This is a genomic window from Rhodococcus sp. NPDC056960 (assembly GCF_042674125.1).
Classification (GTDB): Bacteria; Actinomycetota; Actinomycetes; order Mycobacteriales; family Mycobacteriaceae; genus Rhodococcus_F.
Genome location: NZ_JBHURF010000046.1, coordinates 26,130 through 40,010, shown reverse-complemented (window position 1 = coordinate 40,010; position 13,881 = coordinate 26,130). Strand labels below are relative to the sequence as shown.

13 protein-coding genes and 1 pseudogene are annotated in these 13,881 nt (G+C 68.0%); all 14 read left to right on the top strand.

What is annotated here, in order from left to right; translation table 11 throughout:
* Positions 1-140 precede the first annotated feature (140 nt).
* The 14 genes and pseudogenes from ACFTWF_RS42005 (at position 141) to scpB (ending at position 13,865) form a co-directional block, all read left to right on the top strand.
* Complete coding sequence (locus tag ACFTWF_RS42005; RefSeq protein ID WP_378466983.1) at positions 141-1,109, top strand: tetratricopeptide repeat protein; 969 nt, start codon at positions 141-143, stop codon at positions 1,107-1,109.
* Entirely contained in the window at positions 1,106-2,101 is a 996-nt protein-coding gene (locus ACFTWF_RS42000) for an HAD-IIA family hydrolase (RefSeq protein ID WP_378466982.1), read from the top strand. Before ACFTWF_RS42005 ends, ACFTWF_RS42000 begins: the two co-directional genes overlap by 4 nt.
* A 77-nt stretch (positions 2,102-2,178) precedes the next feature.
* Positions 2,179-2,406: a hypothetical protein gene (locus tag ACFTWF_RS41995; protein ID WP_378466981.1), complete on the top strand. Its 228-nt coding sequence runs from the start codon at positions 2,179-2,181 to the stop codon at positions 2,404-2,406.
* A 1-nt stretch (position 2,407) separates the two neighbouring features.
* Positions 2,408-3,238: a TlyA family RNA methyltransferase gene (locus tag ACFTWF_RS41990; RefSeq protein WP_378466980.1), complete on the top strand. Its 831-nt coding sequence runs from the start codon at positions 2,408-2,410 to the stop codon at positions 3,236-3,238.
* A complete protein-coding gene (locus tag ACFTWF_RS41985; RefSeq protein ID WP_378466979.1) occupies positions 3,235-4,197 on the top strand; it encodes an NAD kinase in 963 nt (320 codons plus the stop codon). The genes ACFTWF_RS41990 and ACFTWF_RS41985 overlap by 4 nt, the downstream gene beginning before the upstream one ends.
* 2 nt (positions 4,198-4,199) lie before the next feature.
* Positions 4,200-5,972, top strand: coding sequence for a DNA repair protein RecN (recN, locus tag ACFTWF_RS41980; protein WP_378466978.1), 1,773 nt, complete (start codon positions 4,200-4,202; stop codon positions 5,970-5,972).
* Positions 5,973-6,070: 98 nt separating this feature from the next.
* Positions 6,071-7,255 (top strand): putative cytokinetic ring protein SteA, encoded by a 1,185-nt coding sequence (steA, locus tag ACFTWF_RS41975; protein WP_378466977.1) that lies wholly within the window; start codon positions 6,071-6,073, stop codon positions 7,253-7,255.
* On the top strand, positions 7,252-8,202 hold the full coding sequence (locus tag ACFTWF_RS41970; RefSeq protein ID WP_378466976.1) for a copper transporter: 951 nt from the start codon (positions 7,252-7,254) through the stop codon (positions 8,200-8,202). Before steA ends, ACFTWF_RS41970 begins: the two co-directional genes overlap by 4 nt.
* Positions 8,203-8,343: 141 nt before the next feature.
* Positions 8,344-10,116 (top strand): CTP synthase, encoded by a 1,773-nt coding sequence (locus tag ACFTWF_RS41965; RefSeq protein ID WP_378466975.1) that lies wholly within the window; start codon positions 8,344-8,346, stop codon positions 10,114-10,116.
* A 14-nt stretch (positions 10,117-10,130) separates the two neighbouring features.
* A complete protein-coding gene (locus ACFTWF_RS41960; protein ID WP_378466974.1) occupies positions 10,131-10,799 on the top strand; it encodes an NUDIX domain-containing protein in 669 nt (222 codons plus the stop codon).
* 7 nt (positions 10,800-10,806) lie between these two features.
* Positions 10,807-11,237 (top strand): annotated as a pseudogene (locus ACFTWF_RS41955) (tyrosine-type recombinase/integrase).
* A gap of 58 nt (positions 11,238-11,295) precedes the next feature.
* Positions 11,296-12,303, top strand: coding sequence for a ParA family protein (locus ACFTWF_RS41950; protein WP_378466973.1), 1,008 nt, complete (start codon positions 11,296-11,298; stop codon positions 12,301-12,303).
* Complete coding sequence (locus ACFTWF_RS41945) at positions 12,304-13,176, top strand: segregation and condensation protein A (RefSeq protein WP_378466972.1); 873 nt, start codon at positions 12,304-12,306, stop codon at positions 13,174-13,176. It abuts the gene before it with no gap.
* The gene (gene scpB / locus ACFTWF_RS41940; protein WP_378466971.1) at positions 13,173-13,865 is read left to right on the top strand and encodes an SMC-Scp complex subunit ScpB; all 693 of its coding nucleotides are present in this window, start codon (positions 13,173-13,175) and stop codon (positions 13,863-13,865) included. The genes ACFTWF_RS41945 and scpB overlap by 4 nt, the downstream gene beginning before the upstream one ends.
* Positions 13,866-13,881 lie beyond the last annotated feature (16 nt).

Sequence of the window (13,881 nt, the reverse complement as noted above, 5' to 3'; positions counted from 1 at the left end):
TTCCGAACCCGGAAGCTAAGCCCTCCAGCGCCGATGGTACTGCACCCGACAGGGTGTGGGAGAGTAGGACACCGCCGAACATCCGTTACCGAAAGGGGACCCAATATACTGGGTCCCCTTTCGTGGTTTGTGTGAAAGGAATGACTGTGTCGGAGAGTGACGACGGACGTCGATCCTTCCGCGGAGGCGGTGCCTCTCGTGATAATCGAGGCGGTGCCTCTCGTGACAACCGGGGCGGGGCCTCCGGTGAGAACCGTGGTGGTGCCGGCGGATCGGGTCGTGGCGGCTCGTCGGGCGGTCCCCGCCGCGATGCGCGCGACAACCGTGGTGGTGCCGGTGGCGATCGTCGTGGCGGCGCACCCCGTCGTGGTGGCGAGGGCGGCTTCGCGCCGCGCGGACGTGAAGGTGACCGTCCGCAGCGGCAGCAGGCTCGTCCGGACGAACCGGATCTGCCCGAGAACGTCGAAGCCGGCGAACTCGATCCCGGTGTTCGTCGCGATCTGCTGAGCTTGGACAAGACGAATGCGAACACGGTGGCGCGACACCTGGTGATGGCGGGCAAACTCGTCGACGACGATCCGCGTCTTGCGCTTGCACACGCTCGGGCTGCACGTCAGCGCGCCGGCCGCATCGCGGTTGTCCGCGAGGCCGCGGGTATCACGGCGTATCACGCCGGCGAATGGGCAGAGGCCCTCTCCGAGTTGCGCGCTGCTCGTCGCATGGCCGGCGGTCCCGGACTGCTCGCGGTGATGGCGGACTGCGAACGGGGGCTCGGCCGTCCGGAGCGCGCGATCGAACTCGGGCGAAGCGAAGAGGCTGCCGCCCTGTCGGGAGACGAGGCCGCAGAGCTGCGCATGGTGGTCGCCGGAGCGCGCATGGACCTCGGTCAGTTCGACCAGGCCGTGGTCACGCTGCAGACTCCCGACCTCGACGCCTCGCGGACCGGCCCCGGTGCGGCTCGCCTGTTCTACGCATACGCGGACGCCCTGGTGGCGGCCGGTCGGATCGAGGACGGCCTGAAGTGGTTCCTCAATTCGGCGGCAGCGGATCTCGAGGGTGACACCGATGCGGAGGAGCGTGTGGCCGAGCTGACCGGAGACGATCAGTGACGGCTCTGCGCGACTCCTACGACGCGCTGCTACTCGACCTCGACGGCACGCTGTACCAGGGCCCGCTCGAAATCCCTGGTGCGCGAGACGCTTTGGCGGCCGGGGATCAGGCGCTCTACTACGTGACCAACAACGCCAGCCGCAGACCCGGCGAGGTTGCGGAACACCTGACGGAACTGGGCTTCGCCGCGGACGAGTCGACGGTGGTGACGAGTTCGCAGACCGCGGCCAGGTTGCTCGCGGAGAACGTCGCAGCCGGTTCGCCGGTGCTCGTCGTCGGCACCGAAGCGCTCGCCGACGAGGTACGCAATGTCGGGCTGTTGCCGGTGCGGTCGTTCGAGGATGCGCCCACGGCGGTGGTGCAGGGACACTCGCCCACCACGGACTGGGCGATCCTCGCCGAGGCGACCCTGGCGATCCGCGCAGGCGCGGTCTGGGTGGCGGCGAACCTGGATTCGACCTTGCCCACCGAGCGCGGTCTCGTGCTCGGCAACGGTTCGATGGTTGCGGCGTTACGGACGGCGACGTCCCGCGAACCTCTCGTCGCGGGTAAACCGGCGGCGCCGCTGATGGAAGACGCGATGCGCCGAAGTGGTTGTGGGCGTCCGCTCGTCGTCGGGGACAGGCTGGACACCGACATCGAAGGTGCGTACACCGTCGGCCTCGACTCGTTGCTGGTGCTCACCGGAGTGAGTACCGCGGTCGACGTCCTGCGTGCCGCCCCGGCCCAGCGCCCCACCTACCTGGCCGCCGACCTGGACGCCCTCAATCGGCCGGCCGAGGAGTCGCGCGTCGGTGAGGACCGGCGCTGGTCTGTCGAATTCGACGGTGCCGATCTGGTGATCGAACCGGCTACCGATTCGGCGGAGCCGGTGGATTCGACGGCGCTGCTGCGGGCCGTCGCAGTCGGTGCCTGGAAATTCCCCGACTTCGCGCGGATCACGTCGACGACGCCCGCGGTGAGCGCGGTCGTGTCCGGCTGGGGTGCCTGAACCCCGCCGGACCCGCGTTGTTCGTCACGCGATTCGCTGTATGCGTATCGGAACGCGATGGACTAGCGTTGTGCCCGATGAGCACGCCAATACCGCGCCCGGGAGCCCATCTACCTGGGCCTCCTCAGAGTGTCGACCCCGAGAAGATCCACGCGGAGGTCGACGGATTGCTGTCGCGGCTCGGAGCCGTCGAACCGGATCCGGATGACGAGCACGGCGTCGGGGTCATCCCGCGCAAGGCCCATCTTCTCGAGAAGGCGCACGACGTGCTGGTGGACGCCCTGGCCACGGTGGACAAGATCTGACGTGGCCCGAAGAGCACGGGTGGATGCCGAACTCGTTCGGCGGGGACTGGCCCGGTCCCGCGAGCACGCGCAGGAACTCATCGCCTCCGGCCGAGTGCTGATTTCGGGTGCGGCAGCGACCAAACCCGCCACCGCCATCGAAGCGGGAACTCCGTTGCGCGTGGTCGAGGTCGACAACGAGGTGTCCTGGGCGTCGCGCGGCGCGCACAAACTGCTCGGTGCGCTCGAGGCGTTCGGCCCCCGCGGACTCGACGTCGAGGCCAAGCGCTGCCTCGACGCAGGCGCGTCGACGGGCGGATTCACCGACGTGCTGCTCCACCACGGCGCGCGAGAAGTCGTCGCGGTGGACGTCGGCTACGGCCAGCTGGTGTGGCGGCTGCAGTCCGACGACCGGGTCCACGTCGTAGACCGCACCAACGTCCGATCCATCGACGCCGAGCAGATCGGCGGTCCCGTGGACCTGGTGGTCGCGGATCTGTCGTTCATCTCCCTCAAGCTCGTTCTCCCTGCGTTCGTCGCGTGCGTGGCCGCGGGTGCAGACCTGATCCCGATGGTGAAACCGCAATTCGAGGTCGGCAAGGACCACGTGGGGTCCGGGGGAGTGGTGCGTGACCCGGAACTGCGGGTCGCCGCCGTACTGGACGTCGCGACGACGGCGGCGTCGCTGGGACTGCGTACCGTCGGTGCCGTGGCGAGTCCGCTGCCGGGACCGTCGGGCAACGTCGAATACTTTCTGTGGCTGCGCGCGGATGTCACACCCGGGACGGATGATGTACCGGTCGAGTCGGTAGAAGAGTTGATCCGCACCGCGGTGCAGGAGGGACCACAGTGAGCGGGGGAAGCAGCGGCACCCAGCAACGCGACCGGGAGATCCTGCTCGTGGCGCACCCGGGCCGCGCCGAGATCACGGAGACCGCGCGGCGGGTGGGCAAGATCTTCGAGCGTGCCGGTATCGGACTGCGCGTGCTCGTCGACGAGGTTGACAGCACCCGCATCGAACCGATGGACGCCATGGCGGCCGACGAATTCCTGGTCCCCGGACTGGAGGTCACCATCGTTCAGGCCGGCCCCGATGCGGCCCTCGGCTGCGAGATGGTCCTCGTCCTCGGCGGGGACGGAACATTCCTCCGGGCTGCGGAACTCGCCCAGGCGGCGTCGATTCCGGTTCTGGGCATCAACCTGGGACGGATCGGGTTCCTCGCGGAAACCGAGGCCGAGCACCTCGACGAGGCCCTCGCCCAGGTGGTGCGCCGCGAGTACCGCATCGAGCATCGGATGACGCTGGACGTGCTGGTTCGCGTGGACGACGAGATCATCGAACGAGGGTGGGCGCTCAACGAGGCGAGCATCGAGAACCGGTCGCGGCTCGGGGTCCTCGAGGTGGTTCTCGAAGTGGACGGCCGCCCCGTGTCGGCCTTCGGCTGCGACGGCGTCCTCATCTCCACGCCCACCGGCTCGACGGCGTACGCCTTCTCCGCCGGCGGCCCCGTGGTGTGGCCGGAACTCGAGGCCCTGCTGGTGGTCCCGAGCAACGCGCACGCGTTGTTCGCGCGACCGCTCGTGACGAGCCCCGACTCGCTGATCGCCGTGGAGACGGTGGCAGGCAGTCACGACGGACTGGTGTTCTGCGACGGGCGCCGAACGCTGGAGCTGCCGGCAGGCGCCCGCGTCGAAGTCGTGCGCGGTAAGGAACCCGTTCGTTGGGTACGACTGGATTCGGCCCCGTTCGCGGACCGGATGGTGCGAAAGTTCGAGCTGCCCGTCACCGGGTGGCGAGGAAGGAAGCCCTAGACGTGCTGGCAGAGATCAGGATCGACAACCTCGGCGTGATCTCCGAGGCGTCGGCCCAATTCCACGAAGGTTTGACGGTGCTCACCGGTGAGACCGGTGCGGGCAAGACGATGGTGGTGACGAGCCTCCATCTGCTGAGCGGTGCGCGGGCGGATGCGGGCCGGGTACGGCTCGGTGCTCCCCGCGCGGTGGTCGAGGGCCGGTTCATGACGGACGAGAGGTCGGAGCACGTCGAACGTGCCGTCACCCGGTTGCTCGAATCCACCGGTGCCGAACGGGACGAGGACGGCACCATCATCGCGGTGCGCACCGTGGGAAGCGACGGACGGTCCCGGGCCCACCTGGGTGGGCGCAGCGTCCCGGCGGGTGTCCTGTCAGAGTTCACCGATCCGCTGCTCACCGTCCACGGGCAGAACGATCAGCTCCGGCTGCTTCGCCCGGATCAGCAGTGCGCAGCCCTCGACAGGTTCGCCGACAAGACGGTCGGCCCGCTGAAGGCCCGGTACCGCAAGCACCGCGACGAGTGGGTGACCGCACGATCGGAGCTGATCGAACGGACCGGGCGTACCCGGGAACTCGCGCAAGAAGCCGATCAGCTGACGTTCGCCCTCAACGAGATCGACGGCGTCGCTCCGACTCCCGGTGAGGACGAGTCGATCGTGTCGGAGGTGCGCAGGCTCAGTGAGCTCGACTCGCTGCGGTCGGCGGCGGAGGAGGCGCACGCCGCCCTCACCGGTGGCGACGACATGGACGGCGACGCCGGAGCGGCACCTGCGCTGGACCTGCTGTCGGAGGCTCGGGCCCGTATCGAATCGGTCACCGACCCCGAACTGGACGGGCTCGGCCCGCGACTCGCCGAGGCGATTGCCGTGGTCACCGATGTCTCGGCCGACCTGACCACGTATCTCGCCGGGCTTCCGGCCGATCCGGGGGCCCTCGACTCGCTGTTGTCGCGGCAGGCGGAACTGAAGAACCTCACCCGCAAGTACGCCGCCGACGTCAACGGGGTACTGGCATGGGCAGACAACGCCCGGGCGAGGCTCGAGAAGATCGACGTGTCCTCCGACGCGTTGGCGGCCCTGACGAAGCAGGTGGAGGAATCGGCCGCGTCCACCGCGGAGGCCGCATCGAAACTGACCGCGGCCCGCGTCAAGGCGGCGGCCAAGCTCGCCAAGGCCGTGAGTTCCGAACTCGCGGGCCTGGCGATGGGCCGGGCCGCGCTCGAGGTGACGGTCCGACCGCGGATCGCCGGACCGCAGGACACGGCGCCGCTCGCCGTCGACGGCACGGAGCTGCATGCGGGATCGTCCGGCGTCGACGAGGTGGAGTTCCGGCTGTCGGCGCACAGCGGCGCGCAGTCGCTGCCGATCAGCAAGAGCGCGTCCGGTGGTGAGCTCTCGCGGGTGATGCTCGCACTCGAGGTGGTCCTCGCCGGATCCGATTCGGGCGCGACGATGGTGTTCGACGAGGTCGACGCCGGCGTCGGCGGCCGCGCGGCGGTCGAGATCGGCCGACGGCTGGCGCGGCTGGCCCGAACTCATCAGGTCATCGTGGTGACGCACCTGCCGCAGGTCGCGGCATTCGCGGACACCCATCTGGTGGTCGACAAGGTCGACGACGCGGACGGCGTCGTCAGCAGCGGCGTGCATACGCTCACCGACGACGAACGCGTCGTGGAACTCGCCCGGATGCTGGCCGGACTCGACGACACGGAGACCGGCCGTGCCCACGCGGAGGAGCTGCTGGCCACCGCCAACGCAGAGCGCTCCGCCTGACCCGCCTGCGCGTGCCCGTGGTAATGGTGTGACTGATGTGGTAGACGGTTCGGCGCGCCTCCACAGGTCGGTCCCGCTTCCGGTCCATCATCGAATCCATGAAGATGCCGGCACTGCTGTCACGTAACACCGAAACTTTGCCTGGGGTCAGCGGCATCGCCAGGGTGGATCGCAACACGGCCAAGTTGCTGCGACGCGTCGGACCCGGTGACATCGTCGTTCTCGACGAGCTCGACCTCGACCGCGGAACCGCGGACGCCCTGGTGAAGGCCGGCGTCCTCGCGGTGATCAACGCGTCGCCCTCCATCTCGGGGCGCTATCCCAACCTGGGCCCGGAGGTGATCGTCGCCAACGGAATCCTCCTCGTGGATTCGGCGGGCGCCGAGATCTTCAAGAGCATCAAGGACGGCAGCAAGGTCCGGGTGAACGGGGGAGGTGTCTACACCGGCGAACGGCGCATCGCCAAGGGCGACGAGCAGACCGAGGCGGAGATCTCCGACCGGATGATCGAAGCGAAGACCGGTCTGGTCGACCACCTCGAGGCGTTCTCCGGCAACACCATCGAGTTCATCCGCACCGAGAGTCCACTGCTGATCGACGGTGTCGGAGTGCCCGACGTGGATGTCGACATGAAGGAACGGCACGTCGTGATCGTGTCGGACGGTCCCGATCACGCGTCCGACCTCAAGAACCTCAAACCGTTCATCAAAGAGTATTCGCCGATCCTCATCGGTGTCGGGGCCGGCGCCGACGTGCTGAAATCGGCGGGTTACCGCCCCGATCTCATCGTCGGCGACCCCGAGGACATCACCAGCGCGACGTTGAAGTCGGGCGCCGAAGTGGTTCTCCCCGCCGACCAGGACGGTCACGCACCCGGGCTGTCGCGGATCCAGGACCTCGGGATCGGAGCGATGACGTTCCCGGCCTCGGGATCGCCGTCCGACCTGGCGTTGCTGCTGGCCGATCACCACGGTGCGTCGCTGATCGTCACGGTCGGCAGCACAGTCTCCCTCGACGAGTTCTTCGACCGCGGACGCCGCGACAGCAACCCGTCGGCCTTCATGACCCGCCTGAAGGTGGGGCCGAAGCTGGTGGACGCGAAGGCCGTGGCGACGCTGTACCGGAGCCGGGTGTCGGGCGGCGCGATCGCGCTGCTCGTGCTGGCCGCACTGATCGCGGTGATCGTGGCCCTGGTCGTGTCCAACGTGGGCGGTGAGGCACTCGACTGGGCCGTGGCAACCTGGAACAGCTTTGCGTTGTGGGTTCAGGGGTTCTTCAAGTGATTTCTCTGCGTCAACATGCCATCTCCATAGCGGCGATTTTTCTGGCTCTGGCGATCGGCGTCGTCATGGGGTCCGGCCTGCTGTCGAGTGGTCTCGTCTCGGGACTGCGCGACGACAAGGCGGACCTGCAGACCGACGTGGAGAAGGCGAACGAACGCAACAACCAACTGACCGAACAGCTGAACTCGGCGGACGGCTTCGACTCCGCCGTGGGTGGCAGGGTGGTGGCCGATTCGCTCGCACAGCGCACGGTGATGGTCGTGACGACGCCCGATGCCGACCCTGCCGACCTCGACGGCGTGACCCGCATGATCGCCCAGGCGGGTGGATCGGTGACCGGCCGGGTGTCGCTGACCGATTCGTTCGTGGACGCCACCGGCGGCGACCGATTGCGGACGGTCGTCAACAACGTCATCCCCGCGGGGGTCACGCTGAAAACGGGGGCCGTCGATCAGGGCAGTCTCGCGGGAGACCTGCTCGGTTCCGTCCTCATGCTCGGCAAGGAGACCGGCCAGCCGCAGAGTTCCGCGCAGGAGATGGCGCTCGCTCTCGAGACCCTCCGCGGAGCGGGTTTCGTCAGTTACGACGACGGAGCGGTCCAACCCGCGCAGCTCGCGGTGGTGCTCACCGGCGACCGTGACGCGGAGGACGGTGTCAGCGGCAACCGTGGTGCGGTGGTGGCCCGGTTCGCGGGCGCGCTGGATTCACGCGGCGCCGGGGCAATACTGGCGGGGCGTCCGGCCTCGGCGCAGGGCAACGGTGCGGTGGCTGTGGCCCGGGCCGACGCGGCCCTCTCGGCGGCGCTCACCACGATCGACAACATCGACAGGGAGGCGGGCAAGATCACCGTGCCGCTCGCGCTCCAAGAGCAACTGGGCGGCGGCGCCGGGCGGTACGGCACCGGACCCGGCACGACCGGAGTCACCGTGGGAGCGACACCGGCGTAGCGCCGGTCACATCGCGCACGGCAATCGCGGCGCGTTGTTTCCGGGACGTCCATGGAGGTGTTACCGTGAAGTCCCGTGGGTCGGCAGGCCCCAGCATTGCTCGAACAGACCAAGCCCTGCACAGTCGTCACGGGAGCCCCTTTGCCACAGTCACGCACTCATTCGCGTACCGCTACCAAGCACATCTTCGTGAGCGGCGGCGTCGCCTCCTCACTCGGCAAGGGCCTCACGGCCTCGAGCCTCGGGCAATTGCTGACCGCGCGGGGAATGCGCGTGACCATGCAGAAGCTGGATCCGTATCTCAACGTCGATCCGGGCACGATGAACCCCTTCCAGCACGGTGAAGTGTTCGTCACCGAGGATGGCGCCGAGACCGACCTCGACGTCGGCCACTACGAGCGGTTCCTCGACCGCGACCTGTCGGGGCAGGCGAATGTGACCACCGGCCAGGTGTATTCGACCGTCATCGCCAAGGAGCGCCGCGGCGAATACCTGGGCGACACCGTCCAGGTCATTCCGCACATCACCGACGAGATCAAGAGCCGCATCCTGGCGATGAGCGGTCCGGACCTCCAGGGACACCGGCCCGATGTCGTCATCACGGAGATCGGCGGCACTGTCGGCGACATCGAATCGCAGCCGTTCCTCGAGGCGGCCCGCCAGGTGCGTCACGACGTCGGCCGCGACAACGTCTTCTTCCTCCACGTCTCCCTCGTTCCTTACCTGGCGCCGTCGGGTGAGCTCAAGACGAAACCGACGCAGCATTCGGTGGCCGCGCTGCGGAACATCGGTATCCAGCCGGATGCTCTGATCCTGCGCTGCGACCGCGAGGTCCCCCCAGGGCTGAAGAACAAGATCGCGCTCATGTGCGACGTCGACGTCGACGGTTGTATCTCGACCCCCGACGCCCCCTCGATCTACGACATTCCGAAGGTGCTGCACAGCGAGGGACTCGACGCGTACGTCGTGCGTCAGCTGGGACTTCCGTTCCGCGACGTGGACTGGACCGTGTGGGGCAACCTGCTCGAGCGCGTCCACCAGCCCCGCGAGACGGTCCGGATCGCCCTGGTCGGGAAATACGTCGACCTGCCGGACGCCTACCTGTCCGTCACCGAGGCGCTGCGCGCCGGCGGATTCGCGAACCGGTCGAAGGTCGAGATCTCCTGGGTGCCGTCGGATGCGTGCGAGACGGAGGCGGGAGCGCAGGCCGCACTCGGCGACGTCGACGGCGTGCTGATCCCCGGTGGCTTCGGCATCCGCGGTATCGAGGGCAAGCTGGGCGCGATCCGGTATGCCCGCCACCGGAAGATCCCGCTGCTCGGGTTGTGCCTCGGACTCCAGTGCGTCGTGATCGAGGCCGCGCGCAGCGTGGGTCTCGACGACGCCAACTCCGCCGAGTTCGAGCCCGAGACGACGCACCCCGTGATCTCCACGATGGCCGACCAGGAAGACGTCATCGCCGGCGAGGCGGACCTCGGCGGCACGATGCGCCTCGGCGCGTACCCGGCCGTCCTGGCGAAGGGGTCCGTCGTCGCCAGGGCATACGGCGGCGAAGAGGTGTCGGAGCGTCACCGTCACCGCTACGAGGTCAACAACGCGTACCGCGACCGGATCGCGAAGAGCGGGCTCAGGTTCAGTGGGACGTCGCCCGACGGTCACCTCGTCGAGTTCGTCGAATACCCGGCCGACCAGCACCCGTTCTTCGTCGCGACGCAGGCGCACCCCGAGCTGAAGAGCCGTCCGACGCGTCCGCACCCGCTGTTCGCCGCGTTCGTCGCCGCTGCTCTCAAGTACAAGCTCGAAGAGCGGCTGCCCGTCGACGTACACGGTGAGGAGCGCGGCGTCGCCGCAGACGACGACGTCGCCGAGTCCGCCGACCGCGACGAGGTCGCGTCGCTCGACAGCGCCGGATAGAAGCGAACCGAATCATGACCGATGCCGGCAGGCACGAATTCACGACGCTCGATTCACGCACCGTCTACAGCGGCGCCATTTTGGCACTGCGGGTCGACCACGTCGCGATGCCCGACGGCCGGACAGCGGAACGTGAGGTCGTCGAACACCACGGCGCAGTCGCCGTCGTGGTGCTCGACGACGAGGACTGCGTCGTCCTCATCCACCAGTACCGGCATCCGGTGGGACGCCGGCTGTGGGAGATCCCGGCAGGTCTGCTCGACGAACCGGGCGAGGACCCCGTCGACGCCGCCGGACGCGAACTGGCGGAGGAGACCGGGCTCGGGGCCCGCCGCTGGTCCGTCCTCGTGGATGTCGTTCTGTCACCCGGGTTCACGGACGAGTCGGTGCGGGTGTTCCTCGCCCGGGATCTGTACGAGGTGGACCGGCCCGACCCCGAAGACGAGGAAGCGGACCTCGAGATCGAGCGGATTCCGCTCGACGACGTGGTGTCGATGGTGTCGGACGGGACCATTGTCAACGCGACGGCCGTCTCTGGGGTGATGGCCCTCGCCGCCGCCCGGTCCCGCCCCGGCGGGTTGGGCGAACTCCGCGACGTGACCGCACCGTGGGTCGATCGTCCCGAGAGGTTCGGTGCGAGGAAACGATCACGCACCGCCGGGGACGAAGCCGCGCGAGCATGACGTGGTGATGACACGGCAGGTGGATTCGTACCTCGACCACATGGCCGTCGAACGGGGAGCTGCCCGCAACACCCTCGGTTCCTACCGCCGCGACCTCGAGCGGTACACGCAGTTCCTCGCGGACCGGGGTGTCACCGACATCGGCCGGGTCCGCGAACAGGATGTCAGGAACATCGTCATCGCTCTGCGGACCGGCGATCCCACCCGGGAGCTGCCCCCGCTGGCCGCGAGTTCGGCGGCCCGCGCTGCTGTCGAGGGGACCACCCGCACACGCTCCGGCACTCGTTCGCGACACATCTGCTGGACGGCGGCGCGGACGTTCGGGTGGTCCAAGAGCTGCTGGGGCATGCTTCGGTGACGACCACTCAGATATACATGCTGGTCACAGTGGGTGCGTTGCGCGAAGTGTGGGCCGGCGCGCACCCCCGGGCGCGCTGAGCGAATGCGTGTCGAGGGGAAATTTCGCGGTACGAAGCGGTAGCGTTCGTATAACGATGTGAGATCGGCAGCGACAAGCGAGAGAACAGGGGATCATCGGACCGTGGTGACACCGCAGCCGCCAGCGGCGGAGTCTGAGCACTCGCAATCGGAGGGCGACATGTTCGACGCGCGGCAGACCGGTACCGCAGCCTTGTTCGAAGAGGACGACGCTGTGGTCGATCAGGGTGCGCTCGGGCCCACGGGGCGCCCGACACGTGAAGTGCCGGAACCTGCCCCGCTGCCTACTCACGGCCCCGCCAGGATCGTCGCGATGTGCAACCAGAAGGGCGGCGTCGGGAAGACGACGTCGACCATCAACCTGGGTGCTTCCCTCGCCGAGTACGGTCGGCGCGTCCTGCTGGTCGACCTCGATCCGCAAGGGGCATTGTCCGCGGGTCTCGGGGTGGCGCATCACGACCTCGAACTGACCGTCCACAACCTGCTCGTCGAACCCCGCGTCTCGATCGACGACGTCCTGATGCGCACGAGGGTCGAGGGCCTCGACCTTCTGCCCAGCAACATCGACCTGTCGGCGGCGGAGATCCAGCTCGTCACAGAGGTCGGCCGGGAACAGACGCTGGGGCGGGTGCTGCATCCCGTCCTCGACCGGTACGACTACGTCCTCATCGACTGCCAGCCGTCGCTCGGCCTGCTCACGGTCAACGCGCTCGCCTGCGCGGACTCGGTGATCATCCCGATGGAGTGCGAGTACTTCAGCCTGCGGGGGCTGGCGTTGCTCAACGACACGGTCGAGAAGGTCCACGACCGGCTCAACCCACGCCTCGAACTCGCCGGCATCGTCGTCACGATGTTCGACTCGCGGACCCTGCACGCCCGCGAGGTGATGGCCAGGGTGGTGGAGGTATTCGGGGAACTCGTCTATGACACCGTGATCAACCGGACCGTACGTTTCCCCGAGACCTCGGTCGCGGGTGAGCCGATCACCACGTGGGCGCCGAAGTCGACCGGCGCCGAGGCGTACCGTGCGCTGGCACGCGAGGTCATTCACCGGTCCGGCCGGTAAGTGGTGGACACGCAAGACATTCCGGCTCCACCGCACACCGAGAATCTGCAGAACGGGGATCAGCAGACCGGGGAGGACCGCACGCCGGCCAAACCCGGTTTCCGGGTGACGCTGCGGAACTTCGAGGGACCGTTCGATCTACTCCTCACCCTCATCAACCAGCGACAGCTGGACGTGACGGAAGTGGCGCTGCATCAGGTGACGGACGACTTCATCGCCTACATGCGGATGCTCGGCGCCGAGATGGGCCTCGATCAGACCACCGAATTCCTGGTGGTGGCTGCGACTCTGCTCGATCTGAAGGCGGCTCGGCTGCTTCCCGCGGGGCAGGTGGAGGACGCGGAGGACCTGGCGCTCCTCGAAGCACGCGACCTCCTGTTCGCCCGGCTGCTGCAGTACCGCGCGTACAAGCAGGTGGCGCAGCTGTTCGGCGAACTGGAGGCGGCCGCGCTGCGGCGGTATCCGCGTTCGGTTGCCCTGGAGGACCACTTCACCAAGCTGCTGCCGGAAGTGCTGCTCGGCGTCGACTCGCAGCGGTTCGCGGAGATCGCCGCGACCGTGTTCACGCCCCGGCCGAAGCCCACGGTCGGACTCGACCACCTGCACGACATGCACGCGGTGTCGGTGCCCGAACAGGCGGCGCGGATGCTGGAGCTTCTCCGCGAACGGGGGGCCGGGGAGTGGGCGAGCTTCGGTGACCTGGTCTCGGAGTGCGAGGTAACCGTGGAGATCGTGGCACGGTTCCTCGCGTTGCTCGAGCTGTACCGAGAGCAGTCGGTGCTGTTCGAGCAGCCGGAGCCACTCGGGCAATTGTTGGTGAGCTGGACCGGGGAGGACACGCCCGCCCCGGTGACCGAGGAGGATTACGGATGAGTTCGGCCCCGTTCGACGAGTCGGACGACCAGGACGCCGTCGACGCGGAACCCGAACTGTCGGATACCGAACTCGAAGCGGTTCTCGAGTCGCTGCTCCTGATCGTCGACTCGCCTGCCGGAGCGGAACAGCTCGCCTCCGCGACCGGTGCCTCTGTGAATCGCATCACGGAGACACTGAACCGCATGTCGGCCGAGCTCACCGCCCGCGGGAGCGGGATGGACCTCCGATATGCCGGTGACGGTTGGCGTCTCTACACCCGCACCGCGTACGCGCCCTACGTGGAGCGGCTCCTGCTCGACGGCGCCCGGTCCAAACTGACGAGGGCGGCGTTGGAAACTCTGGCCGTGGTGGCATACCGTCAACCGTTGACCCGCGCACGGATCAGTGCGGTGCGCGGCGTCAACGTGGATGGTGTGGTGCGCACACTTCTCGCTCGTGGATTGATCGCCGAAGCCGGCGTCGATCCCGATACCAACGCCACGCAGTACTCGACGACGGAGCTCTTCCTGGAACGGCTCGGCTTGGCGTCTCTCGCCGACCTTCCTGCCCTGGCTCCGCTGTTGCCGGACGTGGATCTGATAGATGACATCAGTGACAGCCTGGAATCTGACCCACGATTTGCGAGAATGAACAAAGCTACGGTTTCCACAGAAGAGCTGGACACCGGGCTGGACACCGAAGACTGACAGGGATAGTACAAAA